Source organism: Paraburkholderia sp. BGA-UO-ETr-F21, assembly GCF_059567925.1.
Genome location: NZ_JCAQOY010000005.1, coordinates 532,415 through 556,191, shown reverse-complemented (window position 1 = coordinate 556,191; position 23,777 = coordinate 532,415). Strand labels below are relative to the sequence as shown.

The following is a 23,777-nucleotide window of genomic DNA, read 5'->3' as shown; positions in this document are numbered from 1 at the left end:
CGAATCATCATCTAAAAAGAATCTCGATGGGAACGTGTACATCCAGCGCCCCGATGGCTCAACCGCTCACCGCACCACCGGCAAATCCCCCCAATCCGTCGTGTAGCAGGGCGTCTTCGCGTTCTGGCTCATGTGCCACGCCTGGCGGCCTTCCACGTTCCCCACGCGCAACGTGTTCCGCCCAAAACGGTCGTTCACGGCATCGAGCGCCGCCATCAACCGGTCCCGCCGGTCCGACGCCGGGGCGAACAGGTCGCCCTGCTCGACGCCTTGCGCCTGCAACTCCACGAGCATCACGCCGGCTTTCGCATACTTGAAGCCCGGCTTGTAGATCCGCTTCAACCCGTACACGGCTGCGGCGACCAGCCGAAGCGTGTCCGACGTGGGCACGGTCAGCGGCACGGTGAGCCCGGCCGAATACTGCTTGTCTTTCACGCGGAACGAACTGGTTTGAATGAACACCTGAATCTGACCGGCTTTCAGGTTTTGCTTGCGCATCCGGCCGGCGGCGGTACTGGCGAAATCCTGCACGGCGATCGCGAGGTCGTCGAACGCCATCACCGGCGATCCGAACGACCGGGAGCAGACGATCTGCTTTTGCGGCTGGCTTTCGCACTCGAGCGGGTAGCAGACGATCCCGTTCAACTCGCGCACCGTGCGTTCGAGCACCACGGACACGGTCGACCGGATGAACGTCGGGTCCGCACGCTTCAACGCGAGGGCGGTGTCGATCCCATCGGCGGTGAGGCGGTCGCGCAGGCGACGGCCGACGCCCCACACCTCGCCCACCTGGATCTGCGCGAGCAAGGCGTCCACCTCGGGCTCGGGCAGCGCGGTCAGGTCGCACACGCCCGCCCAGTTGTGCCCACCGACGTTCTTCTTCGCGATGTGATTCGAAAGTTTCGCGAGCGTCTTCGTCGGACCGATTCCACAGCAGGTGGGGATGCCGATCCACGCGAGGATGCGCTGACGGATCGTGCGACCGTAGGCGGTCAGGTCCGGCACGGCCAACGCCATGTTCGACAGATCGAGGAAGCACTCGTCGATCGAGTAGACCTCGGAACGAGGTGCAAAAGAACCTGCGATCGCCATCATGCGCGACGACATGTCGGCGTAGAGCGCGTAGTTCGAGGAGAGGGCAACGAGCCCATGGCTTTCCGCGAGGTGGCGAACCTGGAACCACGGTTGCCCCATCTTCACGTTGAGGTCCTTCGCCTCCTGCGAGCGGGCGACGGCGCACCCGTCGTTGTTCGACAGGACGACCACGGGCTTGCCGACGAGATCCGGTCGGAAGACCCGCTCGCACGACACATACATATTGTTCCCGTCCACGATGGCGAAGACCTGCTGCGCGCTCATGATCCGCCCCGAACCTTCGTGGCCAGGACCTGCCTCAGATTCCAGGTGACCACGCCCCACACCGTCATTTCCTGGCCGTCGGAAAACACGATCGTCGGAAAATCAGGGTTCGCCGGGACGAGCTTCACCACACCGGCGCGACGGTAGAGCCGTTTCACCGTGAACTCGTTGTCCACGCACGCCACCACCACCTGGCCGTGCTTGGGCTCGATCGAACGATCGACCACGAGCTTGTCCCCGTCCACGATGCCCGCGTTCTTCATGCTGTCGCCGGAGACGTGAAACAGGAACGTGGAGAGCGGATTGAGGATCAGAACCTCGTTCAGGTCCACCCGGTTTTGCGTATGGTCTTGCGCGGGGCTGGGGAAGCCGGCGGGCACGCGGCTCAGGGCTTCGACGATGAAAAGCGCCGCGGGCTCCTCGGAGAGCGGAATGGGGACGGATGGGAAAGCGGGGTGGTTCATGGATGGCAGACTACTGTTCGGATATACAGTAGTCAGTCTAGCAGGCGTTCCCGTGGACGACCAAGGCAGGATTGCGAGAGCCAAGCCCAGCGGGCTTCCCCGGGCAGGGAAACCACGCTTCCCACGGCAACGGGCGTCAGCGAGTGCCCGGGCGCTTGCGCCCCAAAAGGTTTGGGGGCTGGTTCCGGGGTTGGGATTTGGGCATCGCCCGTTTCCTGGGGATCCCCATCACGATGCGAGAACCCAGACGCCCGAAGCAAAAACCCCAGCCGGAGGCGAGGGCACCCGCTTCGCACCGTTTCCTTGGGGCGATCAGATCTCCACCGTTTCCGGCTTGGTCGATCCCACCTCCGCCTCGCGGACGGCGCCCGTCGGTTCAGCACCACCCGTCGGCACCTGACGCAGCAGTTTCGCGGTGAACTGGCGATACGGCCGGGTGCTTTTACGCGGTGCACCGTAGCGATGGATCGCGCGCCACGTCGTGTCCGACGACAGGATCGCGACGACGCGGTCGAGGTCCGCCGGATCGCGAGGCTGCACGACGTATCCGCCAACAAACAGGAAGCGACCGTCCGGCGCGATCTCGCGCGGCGTCACCACGATCGGCTTCATCGCCTCGCAAACAAGGCCCGGCACGAGGATCACCGGGGTATCGAGATCGAAGGTGTACATCCCCGCACGGCGTCCAAACGCGTACCACGCCTCCACGTCCTTCGTCCCGCGGGCGTCCAGCGCATCGCGACGCCCGTTCAGCCAACCGCGCGCGGCAGCACCGAGGCGTTCCTCAGGAACCAACCGCCATGCGGCGTCGTACGGGCAGACCATGCGCTGGCTGAACGCTGGCGTGTCCAGCATGGCGCGGCTCTTCAGCCGGTTGAGCTTCAGAAACCGCGGTGTCAGGGCGAGCGGCAGGAGCACGTCCTTTCCGGTGACCGGATCGACCGCCCGAACACGCTCGCCCACGACCTGGCCACCGTCCACGCGATACGTCCAGTCCGCGCTGGTGTTCACGCCGCTATGGACGATCGCCAGATCGTTCAGCGTTTCACCGACGTCATTGTCCAGCAGACCGTCGAGGTCGCGGTCCGCGCCGAAATACCACCCGTCGGGTTGCAGCGGACCATTGTCGTCACGGAACACGACGTTCCAGGGCGAGCCCTCCTCCGGCAAGTTCTCGCGATGAAGCATGGGCGTGACCGCGGTTTCGGGACCCGTGACCACGATCGAGGCGAACGTGGCGGCGGCTTTCCCGAACACCTGACGCATCCCGAAATCCACGAGCGCGCGGACGCGCGAACGCAGGTGCGCGCGCAGCGGAGCACCCGACTTCGTGCGCAACCACGTGTTGGGCACCAGCAGGACCGCGCGATCGCTCTGGCGGGTGGCGCGATCCATGAAGGCAAAATACAGATCAAACAGACCCGTCGAGCACGACGACGGGAAAGCGGTGCGCAGGCGCTCGCGGTAGTCCGGGTCGAGGCTCGTCGTGCGGACATACGGCGGATTGGTAATGGTGACGTTGAAGCGCTCCCCGGCGAACCCGTCGAACAGCGAGTCCCCGACGCGCAAGTTCGCGCGCAGGTCGGACACGACCCCGTGCTCGGCGAAGTACGACGTCCACAGGCGGGCGCAATCATCGATGGAGCGGGCGCAGACGTCCTGCGCGAACAGGCATTTTTCAGCCCAGCGGGCGGTCTGCTCGTACGTCCAACCGCGCTCATGCACCCAGTGTTCGACGATCGCCCACAGGAAGACCCCGCGACCAACGGACGGTTCGAAGACCCGGTCCGTCGGTTCGAGGCGGGCCATGCGCACCATCGAGCGGGCGAGGGCGCTCCCGGTGTAGACGACCCCACCGCTGCGGCGCTCCTCCTCGCTGATCCCGCTTTCCGCATGAAGATCGTTCAGGCGCTCGAACACGGATGGTTGCGGCTTGGCCAGCGTCCCGGCATAGCCGGCGACCAGTTCATCCTGCGCGATCGACGGATTTCCCGCGGTGCGATGCTTCACGGCCTCCCACGCACCGTCCGACTCAAGACGCTCAAAACGCTCGCGCACGAGCTTCTTCTCGAAGCGGTCGGTGGCACGCACGAAGTAGTGCGAGCCCGTCGGGACGCGACCGAACATGTCCTTGACCGCGCCGGCGGCGGACCCCACGCGCTGGACGGCGAAGTCCGCGCTCAGCCGCTCGACGTCGGAGAGCAGGACGAAATCCGGGTGCGTGCGCACCACCGGCACCGGTTCGCTGGCATGGACCGCGCCGCGCTCCCACACCATCCACACGCACGGCACGTCGTAAGCGTTTCCGTCGAACACGAACGAGTCCGCGGGCAGCACCTCCTGATGGACGAGGCGGAACGTGCGACCGAGGCGGCGCTGGATCGACGCCTTCTCGAAGGACCGGGGCACGACGAAGGCAATGACCGACGTCCCGGGGAACGACGCGGCGCGGTTGAAGAACTTCACGGCGAGCGAGGCGCAACGCCCGAACGGCGGGTTGCCCACGAACGCCATCGGCGCGTCCGGATCCTCGGGCGCCCATTCGAAGAAGTCCGCCTGCTCGACACCGGGGCAATGCGGATCGAGGTCCAGACCGACGGACCCGGCGGGGAACTGCTGGAAGAACGCACCGGCGCCGGCGGACGGCTCGACGAACGTCAGCCCCTTGGCCTTGCGGCCGAGGTTTTTCAGAAGGGTCTTGTAGAGCGCTTGGGCGATGGCGGGGGCGGTGTAGAACTGGTCCAGCGTGCGGGCGGTGGTGGTCATGGTGTCCGGTCTCGGAAATGGCACGGACACCCATTTCATGGCACATCGCTCCCCTGGTGCGGACCCGAACTTTTGGGGACGGCGAAATCCAGGACAACCCGCGGTGGCGCTCCGCGGCTAAAATCGGGCGGACAACGACAGCGCAGGGGCGAGACGGATGACGACGACGAAGAGCAGCAAGGCGGGAACGGCGGAACCGGCGGCGAAAGCGCCGGGTGAAAAGGCACCCAAGAAACCGCACGGCAACGCGAAGCGGGCCTGGAAGGTCACCCGCGTCAAGGCGTGGGCGAGGTGGTGCAGGCTCGAAGCCGAAGATCTGATCAACGGGACGAGCCGCCTGGTGCTCCCCGCGGGCACGTCGATGAACCACCTGCGGGATTACCTGCTCAGGCGGTTGAAGAACCCGCTGATCAACGACGACCCGGTCGACGACGAGGTGCTGACACGGAGCCTTCCGGCAAAGGGCGATCAGCAGGCAGCGCCCGCGGGCGAGCGGCGGCACGTCACGTTGAACGCCATGAACGGCTTGTTGGAAAGCCAGTCCGGAACCGCCTGGCACAAGTACGAGCGGGGCAGCGTGGGCGAACTGGACGGGCTAACGGTCCGGAAGATCGACGGCTGGATCCCCGGTGCGAAGGCGTTCTACGAGGTGGGACCGCACGGCGTTCCCATCTGGGCGTTGATGGGCGGTGTGCTCACCGTGGACGACGTGTGGCTCCCGCTCTTGCACTACCGTGAAGGTGGCAGCGAGTCGCACCGGCGCACGGCCGATGCCCTGGAACTCGACGTCTTGCCCGTGGGCAATGCTGCGGATCCTGACGGACGCCCGGCGGTTCCCCGCGCGGTGGCGGACAAGCCGGTCAAGGACCGCACGCCCGAGGACTGGCGGATCATCGACCAGGCGATGACGGAAAGCTTGCGCGTGGGCGCTCGGCTGCTGTCCGGGTACACCCCCGAGCAGTTCCGGCGGGCGATCGAGGTTGGGTACGACCTGCGCGGCCCGGAGGAAGACGGTTTCATGATCGGGGACGTGCTGCTCCTGGCCATCGCGGCGCTGATCCATTCCGGAGCGCACAGCACGGACGACCATACCTGGAATCACCCCGAAACGGGCTGGCTCGAGGACGACGTGTTCACCGCCTTACGGGCTCGCCGGCCGTTGTTCGACGCGTACGGCGCGGCGTTCTTCTTCAAAGACGAGATCGGCGCCTGGCTCGACGCGATGCAGGCGGCGTACCTCGTGCGCAACGGCTACACGGGAGCACCGAGCGCGGCGGACATCGACGCCAAGCGTGCGGCGTACGCCCGGCTGGTCGAAGAGCAAGCGGAGGCCGAGGCGGCGACGCAACCCTCCGAGGACTTGCGCACGCAGGCGTTGAAAAACCGGCGCAAGCCGTCGGTGGTTCGGCTGGGCTGACGCACCGAGCGTCAACAGCGACACCCAACCCGTCACCGCCGCACAACCCAACCGCTGGGGTCGCGTTCGCTCCCGGGCACCGACCCCGCCGCCTGCGGCATGAAGGGGGGCTACTCCGAAGGACACGGCGCGCAGCGGGTCGCCCAGCGGCGTCAGCCGCCCAAGGGTTTGGGGTCTTTCCCTTCCGGCACCGCCCCATCCCCGCCAGGTGAGGCTCCCGCCTTCGCCCTGAGGTCTACGTTTCAGGACCTTGTCCTGGATTTCCCCTCCTCGAAAAATCCGAATCCACGCCCCGGTGCCCCCCAGCGTGATCATCCGTCCTGTCCCAACGACATCCCCACGGAGATCACCATGCAGACCACTCATGTGCCCACCGCCGAACGTTCGATCGACCCGACCGGCTCGCTCGTGAACGTTCTCCCCATCGCTCATCGCGCCGGCGCACTGCTCGACAACACCGAACCGGTGTACGTCCCGTTCCACGCGTTCAGCGCCTGCTGCGACCGTGCGGACGCACGCTCCAACCGCAACCCGGAGAAGGGCGACGGGCTCTGGTGCGACCTCGTGCGTCACCAGGTGCAGATTCCCGCCTGAACGTCGCTTGTCCCGGATTTCGGGTCCTCGAAAAATCCAGATCCGCAGCAGACCCTTCACCCGATCGACACTGATTCAACACCAAGCCAGCACCCAAGGAGAACACCATGAAGGCACCCACAACCAAGCAAGCCATCATCGATGCCGTGAAAAAAATGAACCTGAACCGGCGTGAGGAAGACGCCGTTCTCGTGTTCCTGAACGCAGGTCCCGAAACGGTGTCTGCGGCGTTTTCCGCCCTCAAATGTTACGACGGGCTCGACGATGAAGGCCACGACCCGGACGAATGCGAAATCGCCGGATCGTATGGCATCACGGACGAGCAGTTTGAGGCCGCAGCGACGTGCGCGAACAGCCCCACGGCGCTCCATGCTTTGAACTTCGCGCTCGCGCAACTGCAAAAACTGGAAGCCAACCACCAACCCATGTGATCCCGCGTTTCACCGCAAACGGCAGTAACCACATCAATCAATAAGGAGTGCATACCATGAAGTCTACCCATGACCGTTTGATCGACGACATCGTTGAGTTGGAAGAGAAGCGTGTCCGCGGCGAGGACACCCTCTCGTTGATGATCCCGTGGGCGACCAAGTATCCGATCGACCCGCTCGAGGCGAACCTGAGCGTGACGGGATCCAAGCAGATCGTGGACAACGTCCCCCCGTACGACATCGCGTGGATGTGCATCCCGGCGGAGAAGCGTCTGATGGCGCTCAAAGCGTTTCGCTCGGGCAAGGACTCGTTCCTGAATCACCTGAGTGCCAAGGACACGCGGGCAACTGTGATGCTGATGCTGGTGGCGTTGTTCGTCGCGTCCAACCCCGACATGGACCCCATGGAGGGTTTCCTCGACGTCACCGAGGTCGTAATGGACCAGAAGCCGGTGGCACGTAAGCAGATCGCCCACGCGATCGGCGACCGGATGCTGAAGGACGGCATGGTGCGTCTGCACCACGAAGCCGCGATCGACAACATCCAGCAGATGACGCTTTGGGGCGAGGTCGGCGTGCGCTTCTCGCTGATCCAGATCGCACTGCTCGCAATGATGGTCCACATGGGTCCGGAGAAGGGTCCGCGTTGCGACGAGGTGCGCGAACTCATGACGCGCTTGACCGAGATCCACGGTGACCGTGCGCGGCACCAACTCTCCCCGCAGGTGATGAATCCGCTCATCTGGACCGCTAACTTGGAAGCCTCCAACGCAGTGCACATGGCGTAAGGACCACCCACCAAGGGAGACCTGTCCCGGATTTCGGGTCTTCGAAAAATCCAGATCCGCAACGCCCCACCGATCCACCCGAAACTGGCTTCACATCAACCGAGACCACGACCATGCAAAACCTCAAACTCGCCCACGGCAAGCTCACCCTCGCCCGTGTTACCCCGGTTATCCGCGCGGTCTTCGCTCCCTTCGGGGTGCGGGAGGACGGCACCCTGCTCGCGGACCGCAACCTTTTCCCCATGTGGCTCGACCTGCTCGTTCCGCTGCGCGCCCTGCTCGACGAGATGGGCATCGATCGTCCGGCCGACGACCACGCAACGCTGCTCATCAACCTGCTGGCGGAGCACGTCGGCGGGTTGCCCTACCGGGCGGACGACGAGCGTCTGGACGGCGAGACGTACGACCTGCGCGAAGCGTTCGACCTCGCGGTCGCGCTGGACGACGGTCATGGCTTGCTGGACGCTACGCGCATCGGCGTGGTGCACGACGACGCGTCCCCGGACGTCTGGACGAACACCGTGTCACGTCGGGTGGACGCCCATCAGGTCGGCTCGGTGTTGCAAAGCGAAGCGGAGGCGTTGCACGACGCTCTTCGTCGTCACGACCACCGCCAAGCCGCACGCTGCATCGAGGCGGCGTTGCAGCGGAGCCTGCTGGCCATCCGCGATCCCAAGGCACGCCAGAAGGTGGCGGCGCTGGTCCAGATCAACGACACGTAAGACCTGAGCAACCGGCCAGCGCGATTCACACACCGTCCAGGTGCAAAGCACCCTAACGAAACGGAACGAAAAGGCTTGTCCCGGATCCGCTGGCCTCACGAAATCCAGATCCGCAGCAGATCGCTCCGCCGACCGACACTGTTTTCACCGCAACCAAAACCCAAGGAGAAATCCCATGAACGTCCAGTGCTCCACCGCAGAACTTCCGGCCCTGCTCCCGATGCTGGCAGGTCTCAAAACCTCGTTCCACCTCACCGTGACCGACGGACAGCAGGAGAAGGCGGTGGTGTTTCCGGCGCCGGCGTCGATCGTGACCCCGGCGACCACGGTTGTGGAGGCAGACCCCGCGGCGGACGTTCAGCCGGCACCGGCGGAGAAGGCAGCCCCGGTCGGACGCCGCTGGTATTCGACCGCGGAGGTGAGCGCGATCTTCGGTCACAAAGCCGCCCAAACCACGGTGCAACTGATGGCTCGCGCAAAGATCACCCCGATCCACATGAACCCGACCGGGAAGATCGGCGGCACCGGGAACTACTACGACTCGGAAAAGGTGGACGCGCTGAAGCGTGCTTACGACGATACGTTGGCCCCGAAAGACGCGGCGTCGTTCATGGGCGACAAGAGCGTTGTTCCGATCCATTACCACACCGAACACCGCCGCATCACCCCCACCGAGGTCGCGGGGAAGGTGCGCTACCGCCTCGAAGATCTTGAGCAACTGATGAAGCAGCGCAAGATCGCTTAACCACGCACCACGTTCAAGCCCCTGAGTGCACCCACCCTGGGTGCATCACACCCTGAAAACCTTCAAGGAGAGCACCATGATCAAAGCACAACCCCGTTCCATCACCCCGTTCGAACCGATCACGGATAGCATCTGGGTCTTGGTCCCCGACGCAACCGGCAACGGCACCTTCGACCCTGAACTGGGCACGACGCTTGGCGCCATGTTCGACAAGGGCATTCGTGGGGACGTTTCCGCGATGAAGGCGATGCTGGACCACGCGAAGGAGGCTGGATGCGCGGGCACCTTCCGCTTCACCTGCTACGGGGAGACCGGACCGACCTCGTGGTTGAGCCCGTTCCACATCATGACGATGGGCGGCGCGGGGCTTTGGAACCACGAGATCGCGGCGATGCTGCTGGACGCCGGCCATTCGATCGACGACGCGTCGCACAACGGGACGACCCCCTTGATGTCCGCGGCGATCACCGGGGACGTGGACGCTTTGTCGGCGATGCTCGCGCTGGGCGCAAACGTGGACCTGTACGACCGCTACGGACGCACCGCGCTGTCCAGCGCGGCGGTATGGGGGCAGACCGATTGCGTGAAGCGTCTGCTGGCCGCGGGGGCGAACCCGAACCTCAGCAACCATATGGGCGAAGCCCCGTGCGACACGGCGGCAGCGTGTGGCTACCGCGACATTGCAGCGATGCTGCGTCCGCTCACCATCACGCGTTTGAAGGCCGAGGGCACGGATCCCTACCCGACGCTGGACGATTCGAGCTACTCGATCCTCCACTGCCTCGCTGAAATGGGATTGACGGCGAATGTTCAAGGCATCACCCACAGCGTTTCGGGCTACAAGCCCCCGCGCACGCACGGCGGCTTGACCCCGGCGCACATCGCTCTGCTGCACGGCTTCGGACAAACCGCGGTCGCAGCACTGGGGGTGGGCGGCGACTACGAAAAGCTTGAACCGCTGGCGAAGAGCCTGCGCAAGAAGGGATTCAAGGTGCCGTCGTTGACGACGGTGATCATCTGCGAAATCAGCGGCACCCCGTATCGCTCGATCTGATCGACCCACGACCGCCCGTCGTCCTCGCTGGATGGCGGGTGTTTTTCATCCACCCACCAGGGCGGCACTTGTCCCGGAAAACGGGCCGGCGCGAAATCCGAATCCACGGTGCCGCACCCATCAGCACGACACTGATCGTGTTGTAACCAACATCAAGGAGCAGACCATGACCGCACTCTACGGCACCCCGGCACCGATCGACCACGAGGACCATGCGCAGTTCATCGCACTGGTCAAGACGCTGCTCGCCAACGCAAAGCGCTACAAACCGAAGTCCTACTTGCACAAGGGTCTGCCGCTTGTCCATTACGCGGTGCGCACGCGCAACCGCGAGGCGTTGTTCCTCCTCGGCGACGGCGGGATGCACCTGAACAAATCGTTTAAGGAAGACGGCTACTACTTGGACAACCCCCTGATGTTGAGCAGCACCCCGCTCGACGAAGCGATGCGCACCGACGATCCCCGCATGGTGGAAGCATTGTTCCAGGCGGGCCTCGATCCGGACATTCTGCTGGAAGAGCCGGATTGGAACCGTCACCCCTATCGTGCCGTCCTTCGCGCGAGCTACGAACCGGCACCCGAGATGATCGACGCGCTGCTGGGGGTGGTGTCGGACGAGGACGTTCGCGACGAGGTGACCATGCGCCTCATCATGGCGATGGTCGATCGCGAGTTGCCCTACGTGGCCTTGATCCGGCACATGCTCAACGGGATGTTCAACGAGCACGTTCGGGTTTATGCCGCGTCCAACGCGCTGCTCAAAGCGGCGTCCAAGGCCGGCGGCAACTCGAACGCCCATCCTTGGATTCGCGCGATGGTTCCGATGCTGCTGGACGCGGGTGCTGCGGTGGACGGCAGTTACAACGAAATGCCGGGCTACGCGCTGTCGATGTTCGTCAAGGGAATGCGTCCCGTCGGACAACGTGAACACCTTCTAAAGCTCCTGCTGGCGCAAAAATGGAAGCCCGACGTGCACGCGGAGGTGACGTTCAACTACACCTACGGGACCGAGCAGGGCACTCCGTTCTTCTTCGCGGTGAAAAACAACGACATCATGGCGATCGACGTGATGGTGGCGAGCGGCGCGCTGGAAGGGCGGGGGTTGGACCGGGCGAAGGCGAGCTTGGACCGCTTCGACGAACCTGCGAACGAGGTATGCCAGAAGGGGATGCGTCATGCCCGGGGGCTCCTTGTTGAAGCGGAAGGGATCGCGCTCCGGGCGAGCGTGGAGAGTGCGGAGACGGTGGGGGCTGGGGGCCGACCGGAAGCACCGCGCGGGCGCGCTCGGTTGTAGCGCAGGAACGAAGCACGGGCAAAACTCGAATCACCAATCACCCAGGTGCAACGCACCCTTTAAGGAGAGCATCATGAGCACGGCACAATCGAACACGTCCGGCGCAGGGGCGCTGGAACGTCTGGCGGCGATGGACCCTTCCGATATCCGTCGCGCGTGGAATGTCATGCGTCACGAGGACATGAAAATCGCACAGTGGACCCTCGAATGGGCGGAGGAATGCGCCAACGGAGAGGTGCCAGACATCGACGATGGAGAGGATGAGAAATGGTGGGACACATACTTCGACGACTTCGCTCTCACGGCACCGGAGACCGCGGACTACCGCGAGATGGTGCAGGAAACGCGGATGGAGTTTGACCGCATTTTCTTGATCGTGATGCCCAACATCACGTGGTCGTTGATCGACGCGATGAAAGCAGAGCATGTCCGGCGCAAAGACGTTGTCCGCCTGCTGCATGAAAAGGGCGACGACCGGGACCTGCCCATGGATCCGTCGTGGCTCGACACCGACTGGATTCACGACCACGGGCAGAGCAGCAGCGACATGACGCCGGTCATGCTTCCCAAGGGCATCTAGTCGCACCGCCGGGCTCATCAACCGCACCCTCAGCGGCAACCGAACCGCTGCGCGCCTTTTCCCGGGGACGCGGCCCGGCTCCCGACCACCGCAGGTGCTTTCCGGGTCGGGTGCCGGGCGCTTGCGCCCCCAAGGTTTTGGGGGTCTTCGTCCCCTGAGCATGCCACCGTCATCAGGCCCGACGCACTTCAAATATTTCCCGTGACGCTATTGCGTAAAACCCACCTCGAGCTAACCTGGGGTATGCCCCAGCGCACTCAGAACCCGTCGGAGATCCCAGCATGACCAACATTACCTTGTCCATTCTCACCGCGACGCAGCAGGAGAAGGACGACGCCCTGATCAACGCGGCGCACATCGGCAACGTCCCCGGGGCCGCCATGCTGCTCGAAGCCGGCGCGAACGTGAAGGCGCAATGGCCGAGCGACCACGGAAGCCGGCATTTCACGACCCCGCTGGGCATCGCAGCGTCCGGCTTTGACGGAACCCACCGTCTCAACGGGCGGGCGATGGTGCTGGACATGCTGCTCACCCACGGCGCGAAGGTCTTCACGCAGGACGAGAAAGACCATGCGCTTTTCATCGCGCTGGGCGCGGGCATCGAGGCGGTGAAAGTGCTGCTGAAACACGGTGCGAACCCCAACGCGCAGCGGAGCAACGGGCAGGCCCCCTTGCACGCGGTCGTGGCGTCCAACGGGGATCCCGCGCTGATGGCGCTGCTGATCGACCACGGGGCGGACATGAACGAACGGGACGCCGATTTGAACACGCCGATCCGCCTGGCCGTGGGGATCGGGCGCACGTCCGCCGTCCGGCTGCTGCTCGACCGGGGCGCCGACACGGACGTCATGATGGACCCCTCGCAGCCTCTGGCGCTGCTGGCGCAGCCCGGCGAGGAAATCTGGACGATGCTCGTCCTGAATCCACGAACCGGCACGTTCCGCGAGCGCTTCGAGCTCGTGGTGAAAGCGGCCGATCCTGCCGCCCTTAAAGAACTGCTGACCCAACGCGGCCCGGACGACGACCTGTCGGGTGGCATCGCAGAAGCGCTGTTGAGCGCCTACATGTGGACGTCGAACAACCGCCAGGGTGCGAAGGTGAAATCCCCGTCGAAATGGTGGACCGACGCCGGCCGTTGCGTCCGGGCGCTGGTGAAAGCCGGCGCACCGGACCGGACGATCGTCCACCACCACGGCAACGGCCGGGACATGACGATCCCGGAGTGGCTGCACCTCGTCCGACGCGAAATCCTCGCCGGCACGACCGGGTTCGAGCGCGTGGCGGCATCGTTGCACAAGCTCTTCATGAACGAAGAGGAAAAGGCGCTCCGGAGCGTCATCGCCGAGGTCGAAGCCTCCGTCCCGTCCCGCGCCGAACGTTCACGTCTGTAACCCAGCATCCCGAGGAGACCAGCATGGGCCATTTCCACCTGAAACACGACCACGATCCCGACGACCTGAACGACCTCACGCTGGACGCGGGCGACGCGACCACGCCGCAGGTCCGGCGTAGCTTCGGCTACCCCGACGGCATCACGTTCTTCGAAGAAGCACCGGCGGTCCTTCTCGCGCACGAGGCGGTGACCGTGCTGGAAAGCGCGTGCGCAAAGCACGAGCGAACGGTGCAGGAGGTCATGAGCGGGCAGCCTTGGGTGACCTACGAGACCACCCGCGAGGCATACCTGACCGCCGCGCTGATCTTCGGCCGCGCGGACCTGCTCGCCGCGGTGCTGCTGGACTGCTCGAATCAGGGCGCCGAGTGGTCCCGATTTTTTGCGTTCGGTGAGGTGCATCGCACCCTGGGGAACCCGGCGCTGAACGTGCTGATCGACAGCACCCCGGCGGACGTGCTCAACACCGTGCTGACGACCCATCTGACCGGTGACCTGCGCAGGGTGCCCGTTTGGGTCGCCGTCCTGCTCGCGGCGCGAGTCGGGCCACGGCGCTACGGCTGCGTCCTGCGACGCCTGGCCCTGTCCGGAGCGAAGGGCTTTCGCCAGCACCTGGCCGGCAAGCACCCGGTCCTGCTGAACCGTGCGGCGCTCGACCTCGCGATCGAGCGGGCGGAGGACACCGTGGAGGAGGTCGCACGCAAGGCGGCGGCACGGCGCGCGAAGCAACACGCCGACGCCACCCTTTCGACCCTCCGGCAGGCGCGCGACGCGCTCGCGGACGTGGAAAGTCGGACGAAGGACCGCGACGTGAGCGACATCCTGGCGATCATCAACGAGCTTCCCGGCGTCGGCCCGCTCGCATTGCTCGACGAGTCGAAGGACAACGGCCCGGTGGACGCGACGGACCGTTACATGGCCGAGGTCGAAGAACGGGAGAACGCCGCGCGCCCGGCGACGGAGCACCGTGCGCCGGGCACGCTCAGCGCGCGTTTCGACGTGTGGGGATGGAGCAGGGACCTGACGCCCGGTCAGGAACAACAGGAGCGCAAGCGGTTGGGGCTTCCCCCGCGGCCGGTGGTGGAGAACGAGCACCGGCGTCGCCTGCAGGAAGCCGAACTCGTCACCGCCTGCCGTGCGAAGCGGATCGCCGACGTCCAGCGGTTGTTGAACCGGGGCGTGGACCCGGACACCCTGACCTTTATGCCGGGAGCGGCCCTGTCCTGGGCGTTGAGCACCAGCGAACGCCTGGCCACGATGCTCCTGGCTCAGGGCGCCAACCCGAGCCAGCGGTGCAACGGCGTGACCCCGCTGTCTTACGTGTGCCGCATGGCTTACGAGCGTACCACCGGCGGATTCGAGGACCGCGAGGACATGGAAGATTCGCTGGATCCTTACGTGCTGCGCATCGGTCTGCTGGTGCGCGCCGGAGCGACCGCGTCGCAGTTGAACGCACCGACGAATGCGATGGACGACGCCGGGCCCGACGCCTGGCACTGGATCCGCAAAGTTCCCGCGTTGTACGACGCCTACCTCGACGCGGTGGAGCAGCGCAAGCAGATCGTCGAAGAAGCGGAGCAGGGCCTCGCCAGCGTCCGGCAGGCGGTGAAGGACCACACGGCGGAGATGGAACAGGCGATGCACGACGCGGCGGCGATGCTGGACGAGGCGAAGCGCACGGCGGCTGGGCAGAAATAGCGGGAGGGTCCGGTTTGCGGCGCGCCGGCGTACGCGTAAGCACGGTTGCACACCTGGGCCCACCGGGCATCGACCTCCTCGCGCTCAACGGGAGCGCTGGGTCGAACGGAACGCGGGCGCCGGTCACACCGGCTGGCGCTCCGCCCGTGGACTAGGTGCACAACCGTTGTTCAACAACCGTTGTTCATTGGGATTTGCTACGCTGTGCGATCACCGGAGCGGGTCCGGATAAAGTCCCGCCCAAGCCGTCGATGATGGCAACAACAACACAAGACCAACGAGGCGCAAGCATGCCAAAAGCATCTGACCATAGACTCCTCGACCCAGTCAGGCGAGCGGAACACGCCCTGAGGGGGCGGCTAGAAGAACTGAACGATGATGGTCTGAAACTGCCCATCAAGGCAGGACCGTTCTTTGTGCTGCTGGCGCAGCCAACCGGCATTCCCGACTTTGATGTCACGTACGACGCCAAAGACTGCGAAGCGGCGGCGCGGAAGCTCTTACGGGCTCGCCCAAACGGCTACGACATGAGCGATCGCAAGCTCCGAGCCATGCCTCCCAACACGTTCGGCTCGTTCGATCCCAACCCCACCACCACGTGGGATCGCTTCGCTTACGTCCACGTCGCCGGGGACGGTATGGTCGAACTGTCATCGGGGGAAGTGGCTGATGTGGGCAGTCGAGCGATCGTGGGCTTGGGTGGCTTAGAGGAGGGGATTCGAACGCACGACGCCCAAGCGCTTCAGGAAGCGTTCAAGGAACTCGGGGTAAAAGGACGTGTTGTGGTGACCGTTGCGCTGCTCCGCACGCAAGGCGTCAAGGTAATGTGGAACAAACCCATTCCGTCAGAGGGTGTGCTGGGTGCTTCTTACGTCACCATCAAACCGTATTGCTTCGCCTCGCCGTCCGATCTTTCCGCCGAGAACCTGATCGGCCTGGTGCACGGCCTCTGGACGAGCATCACCCGGCAGGCACTCCCTGAATCGAAGAATGGCGCTTGACGCCCCGCGCACGCTGAGCGCCCGCGAGGCGGTCACGCTCCGCCGGGCGATGCTCACCGAACCGCACATCGCACCGCTGGCGTCCTACGTCGGTGGCCTGCGGCTGAAACACCCCGACTGGGAGTTTCAGGACTTCGATCCGCTCGACAGCGGGGTCGAGGCGGACATGCTGTTCCTGCTCGAGAAGCCCGGCCCGATGACGTCGCCCACGGGAAAGAAGCAGGGCTCCGGCTTCATCAGCCGGAACAACGACGACCCGACGGCGGAGAACCTGTTCACGTTCATGCGCACCGCCGGGATCGAGCGCAAGCGCACGGTCCTGTGGAACGTCATCCCGGGGTGGAACGCGACCATCAAGTACGACGCGGCGGAGATCCGGCGCGGGGTCGAGGAGCTTCGCCACCTGCTCCCGTTGCTCCCCAAACTCCGCACGGTGGTGCTGGTCGGCAAGCCGGCGCAGAGGGCGCGGCGGCTCCTGCACGCGGTGCGGCCGGACCTGCTGATTCACACGTCCGCGCATCCCAGCGCCCGGTGCTTCCAGTTCAACCCCGATCAGTGGCGCGCGATACCGGAGCAGTGGCGGGTCGCGGGCGAGGCGTAACGGCAGGGGCGGGCGGGATCCCTTCGGGACACCCAAAACGGAAAAGGCGGGCACGCACCCCGAACGGCGCCGCAGGCATGGGGCGGGGCTCCCTCACCCCTGGGTGCGTTTCACCCTAGCGGCAGCAGAAGGCGCGGAGCGGCGGACCAGGAGCCTCCGGCTCCAAAAAGGTTTGGCGGTTTCTCGCGGGCGGGTCGATCCGTCCCCACAGGTCACCGTCGTCCCATGGGCGTGCACCTTTCCGACAACCACACCCGGTTTTGCAGGGGAGGGGTTTGGCGGTCCAGCATGGTCAAAGCCTTATCCAGAAAGGGTTTCGGGTATTCCGTCGCCTCCGATTCTTCTCGCTAAAGCCTCAACCTTCGCCTATAATAGACTCTATTGGAAATCAATAGACGAGGTGGGTCATGACGGTGGAACTGAGAACGTTGACGGCGCAGGTCCCGGTCGAACTCGCGCAGCAGGTGGACGCCCTGTCCGACATGCTGGAAAGGCCGAAGCAATGGATCATCAAAAAGGCACTGGTGCAGTTTCTTGCGCGTGAAGCGGAGAAGCGGCGGCTGATTCAGGAAGGCCTGGACGACGTGACGGCCGGGCGGACGATCTCGATTGAGCAGGCTCGGGCGTGGGCGGACAGCCTCGGCACGGACAACGAGCTTCCGCTCCCGACGCCTGAAGGCAAAGCATGAGCATCAAGGTCATTCCGACCAGCAAAGCGATGTCGGACCTCCAGGTCATCGCGCTACACATCAAGACGTTCAACGACGCAGCGACCGCGCGCAAGACCGTGAACGCACTGCTCGACGAGGCGGAACGGCTGGGGCAAGACCACTTCCACCGGCTGGGCGAAGAACTCGACGGCTACGACGACCCACCGCGCGAAGTACATCGCTGGGTTTGCCTGGCCGGGCGCTACGAGCTTCATTACGAGGTGCTTCCGCCTTACGCGGACGAACCCACCGCCGTTGCAATCTTGCGGGTGTGGGACACACGGCAGGACCGCTAGACCAAAGGGGCGCAACGCCCCTTTTTCCTGCTCGACGGTCCATCCCATTCGCGACGCACGCTAGAATCGCCGGATGACCGCGACCACCTTCTACGCCGGGCTTTCCGGCGTGCACCTTCCGCCCGGCACCGACGAGATCGACCTCGGGCAAGGGCTCGTCCTGAAGCGCACGTACGCGCATCTGATGAGTTCGTACACGATGGCGTTCAACCCGCCGACGGCACCGGGCAAGCATCACCCTGCACCGTGGAAGGCGACAACACGTCATGACGCCTTCGACGTCCACGCCGAACTGGTCGTACCCAGCGGCTACAAACCGCCGGGCGACCTCGATCCGTTCGACGTCGCGCGCATCCTCACCAGCGTGATGCGCCTGGTGATCGAGCCGGACGTCCGCTTCCTGGTCCACTCGACGCATTCCCTGTCCCAAATCGCCACGCTCGACGACCAGAGCATGAGCATTTCCCCGGTCGAAACCACCCGGCAATACATCGAACTGGCGTTGGTGAACCCGCTGGCGGACGACGTGCGTTGGGACTGGGTCCGGAGATACTGGTCGCACGCCGTGGCGTTGATGGCCACGCACGCGGACTTCCGCCTGGCGATGGAAGCGTTCGAACTGTCCACGTTCGTCCCGCACCACGCCCTCACGCTCGTGTCGCTGTGGGGCGCGCTCGAAGCGCTGTTCTCGCCATCCACGTCCGAACTCCGGTTCCGCGTGTCGGTGCTGATCGCCTCGTACCTCCACCCGGCCGGGGAAGCGCGCCTGGCACGGCAGCGCGAGGTGTTCGACCTGTACGACAAACGTTCAGCGGCGGCGCACGGCAAGCCAAAGCACAACACGACGCACCTCGTGCAGACGTTCAACATCTTGCAATGCGTGCTGGTGAAAATGATCGAGTTGAACGAGGTCCCGAGCAAGACGGCGCTCAACAACATGCTGCTGGGCGCACCGTAAGCGGGTCAGCGCTTCGCGCGGCGCCTTTCCCCCTCTAGACGCACAGGACAGCCGCCCCTTTGCACGACGCACGCGTGCACGGGCGGCTCCGCCGGCGGGCGCGTGTCGAACACGCTGGCCGGTGGCCTGATGGACAGCGGGGAAAAGCCGGGATCAATCGTCCGTCCGTAGGCTCCTGCTAAGCACGACCGGACACACGGCGAACACCAAACCCGTAACCCGCCACCACCAACCCGGCCGCCTGCGGCGTAGGGCACCTCGCTTCGCGCCCCTTCCTCCGGACACAGCCCGGCCGCTCTCCGCGAGCGGTGTTCCGGGCGGGTGCCCATGGGCGCTCCGCGCCCGTCTCGGGTTTTCCCATCCTCGACGTCAAACCTCACCTCCGAACAGCAGGGTGCTCCTCACCCCAGGTGAAACGATCACCGCATTCGCGGTGACGTGCAGGTCTACCCACGTTGTGCGCTGGTCCACCCCTTTGGCGGTCTGCCTCCCGTTTCGCCTTTCCCGGACGCCTACCCGAACGTTCCCCTGATGAACCATGGGTGCTCTTCGCTTCGCCTGCACCCGATCCCCTCTCTCCCTTTGGTCGGTCGCGGCGTGCGGCTTTGGTCTCACCCATGGTCCGGGTCCCGTGCGGGTCCTTCGGCGCCAGGCGAAACCCGATGGCAAGACAACCCCCAAAGGAGAGAGAGCATGACCAGCGCACAACAGACCCGCACGACCAACGCAAACCGCGCTTTCCGCGCACCCCAGGCTCTCCCGACAGCAAGGGTTCAACACCAAACGCCGAAGGCACCGGCAACGGCAACGTCCCCGGCAGTGCTGGCAAACGTCCTGGACCTCGTGGGCACCGCGCAACTGGTCCAAACGGTGCTTGTGGAAGCTTTCGGCAAGACCGGAGCACGCTTCTACGTAAAAACGCAGCAGGCGGAATCGCACACGCGGCTGATGGTGGAGTGGGTGGACGGTCCGAGCGAGAAGCAGGTGCTAAAGCTTCTCCTCCCGTTGCAAGCCTCGACCCCGGGCACGTTCGGCGGCAAGACCCCGGTGGAGCACTTCCGTCTAAGCGCCACGGGTCCGCAACGCGTGACCTTGGGCGCCGACCGCATCACCGTCAAACGGTCCTTTTCGGCAGGGCTGATCGGCAACGTCCTGCAGCGCATCGCGCACCGACACGCCGGCCGCATGACCCCGGACGTCCGCAAGCTCCTCACGGTGGAAGCGTTCAAGAAAGGCGCACTGGTGGCGGTGGTGCTTTACGGCGTGCATTTCGCGGGCAACACCCTGCACACGGACGTGGAAGCGGCGCTCCAGGACCACACCACGGTGCAGGGCTTCCCGCGCAGCGCGACGGCGGCGAGCCTGTTTGTGCGCAAGCCCTTGAAGGCCTGACCGCACGGACCGCACGCTACGGTTTGTCGGTCCTCTCCCTCACCATCACGGAGATCCACACCATGACCTACACCAGCAAGAATCCCTACCTCGAAGCGCGTTGCGAGTACGTGCTGGCGAAGCTCGCGCTGCTCACCGACCCGGACGACGACACGACCTACGAACCGCTGATCGACGCAGAGGTGCTGGGGCACCGGGACGCGAACTACCACCTGAAAACGGGGAAGGACGTGGACACGCCGGCGTTCTTCGCGGACGTGCCGGACTTGCTCAAGGCATGGATCCACGGCTGGAACATGGCGATGCAAGCGCACGAGATGGACCGGTGCAGCGGGTGCAACAACTCGCGAGGCGACCCCTGCTGCATCCACGGCTGAGCAGCAAAACAAAGCGGACCCGAGGGTCCGCTTGTTGATTCAGGCGAAGCGGGGCATGCACCCGGTCAGTGGCGCGTAGTGTCCCCGACCAACGGGTTGGCGAGGGCATCGCGAACGGCTTGGTCGGCTTTGGCTTTCGCAGCCTCGGCCTCAGCAACGACGGTGGCGAGACGAACGGCTTCGGCGTCGCGATCCGGTGTGGCGGTGGGCGCGTTGGCACGGGATTGAGCAGAGCGCAGCGCACGGGTGATGGTCTTGAACATGGTCTCCCTCCTGGATGGTTGTGGACCCCGCAGCGGCGGGGCATGGGTGTACCGATAGCAGATCGGTACGGCTTGGCAAGTTCCCCCACAACCACAACCGGGTCGCTCTCGCTCCCTGGCACCGACCCCCTAACACCGCGGCCGAGGGCAGAAGCGGGGCTCCCTCCGCAGGCAACAGCGCGAAGCGGGGTCGCCCAAGCGGCGACAGCCGCCCGGTTGTTGGTGGATGATTCCGGGTTTTGACAACGTAGGTGCAACGCACCCCATGACGCAAGTATTTTTGCATTGCAACGGTCACGATACCCGATTTGCCGTTGACTTAAAAATACCTCGAGCTACCCTGCTCATGTAGGCAAGCGATCGCAATGCCATCACCTTCCCCCGGAGTTCCGCCATGCAAACCGCCGACACCCAGACCCAAACGAACATTGACGCACGATTCCTCGACTTCGTTCGGGCGGGCGACGGCGGAGGCATCCTCGTCACGTGCATCACGTTCCACGCCAACCCGTTCGCGGTGGGCAGCGACGGTCTCGACGCCATGCAACTGATCAACCGGCTTCCGCCGGTGGTGGAACTGGTCGTGGACGAAGCCTTGGGGCTGACGATGAGCTACCCGCGCGCAGACCTGCGGACGCTGATCCAGGATTTCCGGGACATGTACGTCGCACCGCAGGCGACCACGCTGCAATAAGCACCACCACACACCGTTCAACCAGGGTCGCACGCGCGACCAGACCGAAAGCCCGGCGAACCCCGTCGGGCTTTTTCATTGGAGCACCCTCCATGTTCACCTTCTCTACCATCGGCACTCGCATCGAGAAGATCCAGCGTTACCTCGCGCTCGACGGTCAGCGCCATCGAAGCTCGACTCAGGATCTGTCCACAACCCAGGACGAGGCGCTGGTGGCGATGGAGGGCGTCGATCTGGCGAAGTTGACGGCGCTGATCAACAAAACGACCGTCCTGGCGATCATCGCCCTTGCTATCAACGTCGAACGCAAAGACGTGATCGCAACGTGCATCCCGTTCGTTGCTGAGCCAAGCAAACTGTTGGCGTCAACTGTCATCCTGAACGACGACCCTTGCCTGGACGCGTTGCTCGCGCGGCTCACCCCGGACGTCCTGAACGCGAAGACCTTCCGGAAGCACCTCAACAAAGACGTTTCGTATTTCCCAAGCCACGACCAGAAGGCTTGCTGGGAGATCGTCATCGATCTGGACGAAGACGTTCCGGACGAGCGTTTCCTCACCACGATCCTTCCGAAGCTCAACGCGGCCGGGGCTGACCTGATGGACGACCGGTTCGCAACGATCGACGGTGACACGCACCTGAAACTGTTCGCTCCGGGGCGCATTGCGCTCGCGACCTACCGGCGGCAAGTGCTCAACGCGGAACTGCACGCGCTGGTGGACGAGGTAACACCGGAACCCGCACCACCCCGCCTCCGGGCGCGTCTGTAAGGAGATCATCATGACCAACTTGATTCAAGATGAAGTGGGAGCAATGTTCAACGAGGACGCCCCCGTCTGGGACATTGGACGCGATGAGGGTCCATCGACCGTCGCACCATGGAAAATCGAACCGCAACATCCCGTATGGGCCAAGGGTGCGATGAGGGTCGAACGCCTCATGCATAAGATGGCTGTCGATGAAGCTATCCGCGTCGCAGAAGAGACGCGAGCACGCGCGAAGGAACGCGCGGACCTGATCGCATTCGCGGACCAGGCAGCACCCGAACCCGCACCATCCCGCGCTCGGGCGCGGCTCTAGGAGATCACCATGAACCACACCCTCGAACTTTGGACGTACGGCAGCGTCGCGGACTGGATGGTTTCGGAGGACATCGACTGGCCTCTTCACTCGCAGTACATGAGCACCGTCGGCGCGGATGAGGGAAGGAGCGATGAAGCACGAACCGAGGCGATGATCCTCTGCCTGGAAAACCCGGAGAAGGCGCAGGAGGAGATCGACGCTTACCGGGCAGCACTGCACGCGATCGCGGACGAAGCGATGGCGGCAGCACCCGAACCAGCACAACCCCGGGCACGACCGAGGCTCTGAAAACCATCAGGTGCATCACCACCTCGACTCTTCAAGTATTTCGCGCGCTCCTCTTGCATTCCTCCCACCTGGAGTTAGTCTGACCTTGCAAGCACCACCACTCCGTTCACCCCGGGTCGCACAACGCGACCAGACCGAAAGCCCGGCGAACCCCGTCGGGCTTTTTTTGTTGGAGCACTCTCATGACCACCACCTCATCAAATACGGCTCACCCGTACGCGCCGATTCCGAACAGCGTGAACCAAAGCTCGTGCGATGACCTCGTCCAGCACTTGAACATCATGAACATCAACGCCTTCAAGACGAAACCGCTCACGCGGGCGGAACGTCGTATGCGTCGTCAACGGATGGTGAAGCGTGTCCCGAACACGGGAGAGTACACACGACGTGATCAGTGGGTCCTTCCCTCGAACTACTTGAACTCATCCATGATGACGCAGTTCTTCGAAAAGAATCAGTGGACGACGTTCAAGGACGGTGGGCAGGTGGTCGAAGGCACGAAGGGGCTCAGCAAGATGATCGCGGCGTTCCACGCGGTGATCGCGCTCAGGACCGCGATGATCGAGGGGACGGACGACGACCTTATCGTTGCACTTCCCGTCGCTCAGAAGATCCTGAACGAGCGTCCGGAACGGGATCGCCCCGAACATATCGTCTCACTCATGACCAAGTGGCTGGACTTCATCGACGACACCCTGGACGACCTGGCGCAGGACGGCACGTTGGAGCGCATCGAGCTTCGGCTGGAGGTCGAGAAGGCGAGCGTTCTCAACCCCGCACAACCACGCGCACGTGCGCGTCTGTAAGGAGAT

27 protein-coding genes are annotated in these 23,777 nt (G+C 64.5%); 23 read left to right on the top strand and 4 right to left on the bottom strand.

From position 1 onward, the window contains the following. Positions 1-66: 66 nt before the first annotated feature. The 3 genes from AC57B1_RS04115 to AC57B1_RS04105 form a co-directional block, all read right to left on the bottom strand. Positions 67-1,359 (bottom strand): Y-family DNA polymerase, encoded by a 1,293-nt coding sequence (locus AC57B1_RS04115; RefSeq protein ID WP_496416685.1) that lies wholly within the window; start codon positions 1,357-1,359, stop codon positions 67-69. Further along, on the bottom strand, positions 1,356-1,823 hold the full coding sequence (locus AC57B1_RS04110) for a LexA family protein (protein ID WP_496416684.1): 468 nt from the start codon (positions 1,821-1,823) through the stop codon (positions 1,356-1,358). Before AC57B1_RS04110 ends, AC57B1_RS04115 begins: the two co-directional genes overlap by 4 nt. A gap of 312 nt (positions 1,824-2,135) precedes the next feature. Continuing rightward, the gene (locus tag AC57B1_RS04105; protein ID WP_496416683.1) at positions 2,136-4,589 is read right to left on the bottom strand and encodes an Eco57I restriction-modification methylase domain-containing protein; all 2,454 of its coding nucleotides are present in this window, start codon (positions 4,587-4,589) and stop codon (positions 2,136-2,138) included. 157 nt (positions 4,590-4,746) lie between these two features. On the opposite strand from AC57B1_RS04105, the gene AC57B1_RS04100 reads away from it, so the two are divergent. The 18 genes from AC57B1_RS04100 (at position 4,747) to AC57B1_RS04015 (ending at position 20,637) form a co-directional block, all read left to right on the top strand. Further along, the gene (locus tag AC57B1_RS04100) at positions 4,747-6,006 is read left to right on the top strand and encodes a hypothetical protein (protein WP_496416682.1); all 1,260 of its coding nucleotides are present in this window, start codon (positions 4,747-4,749) and stop codon (positions 6,004-6,006) included. A 351-nt stretch (positions 6,007-6,357) separates the two neighbouring features. Continuing rightward, on the top strand, positions 6,358-6,600 hold the full coding sequence (locus AC57B1_RS04095; RefSeq protein ID WP_496416681.1) for a hypothetical protein: 243 nt from the start codon (positions 6,358-6,360) through the stop codon (positions 6,598-6,600). 107 nt (positions 6,601-6,707) lie between these two features. After that, positions 6,708-7,031, top strand: a complete 324-nt coding sequence (locus AC57B1_RS04090) for a hypothetical protein (protein ID WP_496416680.1) — start codon at positions 6,708-6,710, stop codon at positions 7,029-7,031. Between the two features lie 56 nt (positions 7,032-7,087). After that, positions 7,088-7,819 carry a hypothetical protein gene (locus tag AC57B1_RS04085; RefSeq protein ID WP_496416679.1) on the top strand — a complete coding sequence of 244 codons (732 nt, stop codon included), beginning with the start codon at positions 7,088-7,090 and terminating at the stop codon, positions 7,817-7,819. A gap of 113 nt (positions 7,820-7,932) precedes the next feature. Then, complete coding sequence (locus AC57B1_RS04080; RefSeq protein ID WP_496416678.1) at positions 7,933-8,541, top strand: hypothetical protein; 609 nt, start codon at positions 7,933-7,935, stop codon at positions 8,539-8,541. 175 nt (positions 8,542-8,716) lie between these two features. Continuing rightward, positions 8,717-9,286 (top strand): hypothetical protein, encoded by a 570-nt coding sequence (locus tag AC57B1_RS04075; RefSeq protein ID WP_496416677.1) that lies wholly within the window; start codon positions 8,717-8,719, stop codon positions 9,284-9,286. 76 nt (positions 9,287-9,362) lie between these two features. Continuing rightward, on the top strand, positions 9,363-10,340 hold the full coding sequence (locus AC57B1_RS04070) for an ankyrin repeat domain-containing protein (RefSeq protein ID WP_496416676.1): 978 nt from the start codon (positions 9,363-9,365) through the stop codon (positions 10,338-10,340). A gap of 166 nt (positions 10,341-10,506) precedes the next feature. Continuing rightward, positions 10,507-11,634: a hypothetical protein gene (locus tag AC57B1_RS04065; RefSeq protein ID WP_496416675.1), complete on the top strand. Its 1,128-nt coding sequence runs from the start codon at positions 10,507-10,509 to the stop codon at positions 11,632-11,634. A gap of 73 nt (positions 11,635-11,707) precedes the next feature. After that, positions 11,708-12,214: a hypothetical protein gene (locus AC57B1_RS04060; protein ID WP_496416674.1), complete on the top strand. Its 507-nt coding sequence runs from the start codon at positions 11,708-11,710 to the stop codon at positions 12,212-12,214. Between the two features lie 281 nt (positions 12,215-12,495). Beyond that, complete coding sequence (locus tag AC57B1_RS04055) at positions 12,496-13,605, top strand: ankyrin repeat domain-containing protein (protein WP_496416673.1); 1,110 nt, start codon at positions 12,496-12,498, stop codon at positions 13,603-13,605. A gap of 23 nt (positions 13,606-13,628) precedes the next feature. Next, entirely contained in the window at positions 13,629-15,302 is a 1,674-nt protein-coding gene (locus AC57B1_RS04050) for an ATP synthase subunit B family protein (protein WP_496416672.1), read from the top strand. A 290-nt stretch (positions 15,303-15,592) separates the two neighbouring features. Then, a complete protein-coding gene (locus AC57B1_RS04045; RefSeq protein ID WP_496416671.1) occupies positions 15,593-16,303 on the top strand; it encodes a hypothetical protein in 711 nt (236 codons plus the stop codon). Next, the gene (locus AC57B1_RS04040) at positions 16,293-16,904 is read left to right on the top strand and encodes a uracil-DNA glycosylase (RefSeq protein ID WP_496416670.1); all 612 of its coding nucleotides are present in this window, start codon (positions 16,293-16,295) and stop codon (positions 16,902-16,904) included. The genes AC57B1_RS04045 and AC57B1_RS04040 overlap by 11 nt, the downstream gene beginning before the upstream one ends. 407 nt (positions 16,905-17,311) lie before the next feature. After that, on the top strand, positions 17,312-17,593 hold the full coding sequence (locus AC57B1_RS04035; protein ID WP_496416669.1) for a CopG family ribbon-helix-helix protein: 282 nt from the start codon (positions 17,312-17,314) through the stop codon (positions 17,591-17,593). Then, a complete protein-coding gene (locus AC57B1_RS04030) occupies positions 17,590-17,910 on the top strand; it encodes a type II toxin-antitoxin system RelE/ParE family toxin (RefSeq protein ID WP_496416668.1) in 321 nt (106 codons plus the stop codon). Before AC57B1_RS04035 ends, AC57B1_RS04030 begins: the two co-directional genes overlap by 4 nt. A 73-nt stretch (positions 17,911-17,983) precedes the next feature. Continuing rightward, complete coding sequence (locus AC57B1_RS04025; protein ID WP_496416667.1) at positions 17,984-18,868, top strand: hypothetical protein; 885 nt, start codon at positions 17,984-17,986, stop codon at positions 18,866-18,868. 693 nt (positions 18,869-19,561) lie between these two features. Next, positions 19,562-20,260: an LPD29 domain-containing protein gene (locus tag AC57B1_RS04020; RefSeq protein ID WP_496416666.1), complete on the top strand. Its 699-nt coding sequence runs from the start codon at positions 19,562-19,564 to the stop codon at positions 20,258-20,260. Between the two features lie 62 nt (positions 20,261-20,322). Beyond that, positions 20,323-20,637: a hypothetical protein gene (locus tag AC57B1_RS04015; RefSeq protein WP_496416665.1), complete on the top strand. Its 315-nt coding sequence runs from the start codon at positions 20,323-20,325 to the stop codon at positions 20,635-20,637. A 65-nt stretch (positions 20,638-20,702) separates the two neighbouring features. On the opposite strand, the gene AC57B1_RS04010 is transcribed toward AC57B1_RS04015, so the two are convergent. Beyond that, complete coding sequence (locus AC57B1_RS04010; protein WP_496416664.1) at positions 20,703-20,900, bottom strand: hypothetical protein; 198 nt, start codon at positions 20,898-20,900, stop codon at positions 20,703-20,705. Between the two features lie 394 nt (positions 20,901-21,294). Between AC57B1_RS04010 and AC57B1_RS04005 the strand changes: the two genes are divergently transcribed. The 5 genes from AC57B1_RS04005 to AC57B1_RS03985 all read left to right on the top strand — a co-directional run bounded on the left by AC57B1_RS04005 (position 21,295) and on the right by AC57B1_RS03985 (position 23,771). Continuing rightward, positions 21,295-21,594 (top strand): hypothetical protein, encoded by a 300-nt coding sequence (locus AC57B1_RS04005; protein ID WP_496416663.1) that lies wholly within the window; start codon positions 21,295-21,297, stop codon positions 21,592-21,594. A gap of 92 nt (positions 21,595-21,686) precedes the next feature. Next, positions 21,687-22,364: a hypothetical protein gene (locus AC57B1_RS04000; protein WP_496416662.1), complete on the top strand. Its 678-nt coding sequence runs from the start codon at positions 21,687-21,689 to the stop codon at positions 22,362-22,364. A gap of 10 nt (positions 22,365-22,374) precedes the next feature. Next, the gene (locus tag AC57B1_RS03995) at positions 22,375-22,674 is read left to right on the top strand and encodes a hypothetical protein (RefSeq protein ID WP_496416661.1); all 300 of its coding nucleotides are present in this window, start codon (positions 22,375-22,377) and stop codon (positions 22,672-22,674) included. Between the two features lie 9 nt (positions 22,675-22,683). After that, the gene (locus AC57B1_RS03990) at positions 22,684-22,965 is read left to right on the top strand and encodes a hypothetical protein (RefSeq protein WP_496416660.1); all 282 of its coding nucleotides are present in this window, start codon (positions 22,684-22,686) and stop codon (positions 22,963-22,965) included. Positions 22,966-23,147: 182 nt separating this feature from the next. Then, complete coding sequence (locus AC57B1_RS03985; protein ID WP_496416659.1) at positions 23,148-23,771, top strand: hypothetical protein; 624 nt, start codon at positions 23,148-23,150, stop codon at positions 23,769-23,771. Positions 23,772-23,777 lie beyond the last annotated feature (6 nt).

Bases quoted from the DNA above. Each gene is read 5' to 3' on its own strand.
- AC57B1_RS04045 (WP_496416671.1), top strand. From the start codon at position 15,593: ATGCCAAAAGCATCTGACCATAGACTCCTCGACCCAGTCAGGCGAGCG.
- AC57B1_RS04020 (WP_496416666.1), top strand. From the start codon at position 19,562: ATGACCAGCGCACAACAGACCCGCACGACCAACGCAAACCGCGCTTTC.
- AC57B1_RS04015 (WP_496416665.1), top strand. From the start codon at position 20,323: ATGACCTACACCAGCAAGAATCCCTACCTCGAAGCGCGTTGCGAGTAC.
- AC57B1_RS04090 (WP_496416680.1), top strand. From the start codon at position 6,708: ATGAAGGCACCCACAACCAAGCAAGCCATCATCGATGCCGTGAAAAAA.
- AC57B1_RS04050 (WP_496416672.1), top strand. From the start codon at position 13,629: ATGGGCCATTTCCACCTGAAACACGACCACGATCCCGACGACCTGAAC.
- AC57B1_RS04055 (WP_496416673.1), top strand. From the start codon at position 12,496: ATGACCAACATTACCTTGTCCATTCTCACCGCGACGCAGCAGGAGAAG.
- AC57B1_RS04030 (WP_496416668.1), top strand. From the start codon at position 17,590: ATGAGCATCAAGGTCATTCCGACCAGCAAAGCGATGTCGGACCTCCAG.
- AC57B1_RS04115 (WP_496416685.1), bottom strand. From the start codon at position 1,359: ATGAGCGCGCAGCAGGTCTTCGCCATCGTGGACGGGAACAATATGTAT.
- AC57B1_RS04080 (WP_496416678.1), top strand. From the start codon at position 7,933: ATGCAAAACCTCAAACTCGCCCACGGCAAGCTCACCCTCGCCCGTGTT.
- AC57B1_RS04110 (WP_496416684.1), bottom strand. From the start codon at position 1,823: ATGAACCACCCCGCTTTCCCATCCGTCCCCATTCCGCTCTCCGAGGAG.
- AC57B1_RS04105 (WP_496416683.1), bottom strand. From the start codon at position 4,589: ATGACCACCACCGCCCGCACGCTGGACCAGTTCTACACCGCCCCCGCC.
- AC57B1_RS04070 (WP_496416676.1), top strand. From the start codon at position 9,363: ATGATCAAAGCACAACCCCGTTCCATCACCCCGTTCGAACCGATCACG.
- AC57B1_RS04060 (WP_496416674.1), top strand. From the start codon at position 11,708: ATGAGCACGGCACAATCGAACACGTCCGGCGCAGGGGCGCTGGAACGT.
- AC57B1_RS04000 (WP_496416662.1), top strand. From the start codon at position 21,687: ATGTTCACCTTCTCTACCATCGGCACTCGCATCGAGAAGATCCAGCGT.
- AC57B1_RS04035 (WP_496416669.1), top strand. From the start codon at position 17,312: ATGACGGTGGAACTGAGAACGTTGACGGCGCAGGTCCCGGTCGAACTC.
- AC57B1_RS03990 (WP_496416660.1), top strand. From the start codon at position 22,684: ATGAACCACACCCTCGAACTTTGGACGTACGGCAGCGTCGCGGACTGG.
- AC57B1_RS04040 (WP_496416670.1), top strand. From the start codon at position 16,293: ATGGCGCTTGACGCCCCGCGCACGCTGAGCGCCCGCGAGGCGGTCACG.
- AC57B1_RS04100 (WP_496416682.1), top strand. From the start codon at position 4,747: ATGACGACGACGAAGAGCAGCAAGGCGGGAACGGCGGAACCGGCGGCG.
- AC57B1_RS04025 (WP_496416667.1), top strand. From the start codon at position 17,984: ATGACCGCGACCACCTTCTACGCCGGGCTTTCCGGCGTGCACCTTCCG.
- AC57B1_RS04005 (WP_496416663.1), top strand. From the start codon at position 21,295: ATGCAAACCGCCGACACCCAGACCCAAACGAACATTGACGCACGATTC.
- AC57B1_RS04065 (WP_496416675.1), top strand. From the start codon at position 10,507: ATGACCGCACTCTACGGCACCCCGGCACCGATCGACCACGAGGACCAT.
- AC57B1_RS04075 (WP_496416677.1), top strand. From the start codon at position 8,717: ATGAACGTCCAGTGCTCCACCGCAGAACTTCCGGCCCTGCTCCCGATG.
- AC57B1_RS04085 (WP_496416679.1), top strand. From the start codon at position 7,088: ATGAAGTCTACCCATGACCGTTTGATCGACGACATCGTTGAGTTGGAA.
- AC57B1_RS04010 (WP_496416664.1), bottom strand. From the start codon at position 20,900: ATGTTCAAGACCATCACCCGTGCGCTGCGCTCTGCTCAATCCCGTGCC.
- AC57B1_RS04095 (WP_496416681.1), top strand. From the start codon at position 6,358: ATGCAGACCACTCATGTGCCCACCGCCGAACGTTCGATCGACCCGACC.
- AC57B1_RS03985 (WP_496416659.1), top strand. From the start codon at position 23,148: ATGACCACCACCTCATCAAATACGGCTCACCCGTACGCGCCGATTCCG.
- AC57B1_RS03995 (WP_496416661.1), top strand. From the start codon at position 22,375: ATGACCAACTTGATTCAAGATGAAGTGGGAGCAATGTTCAACGAGGAC.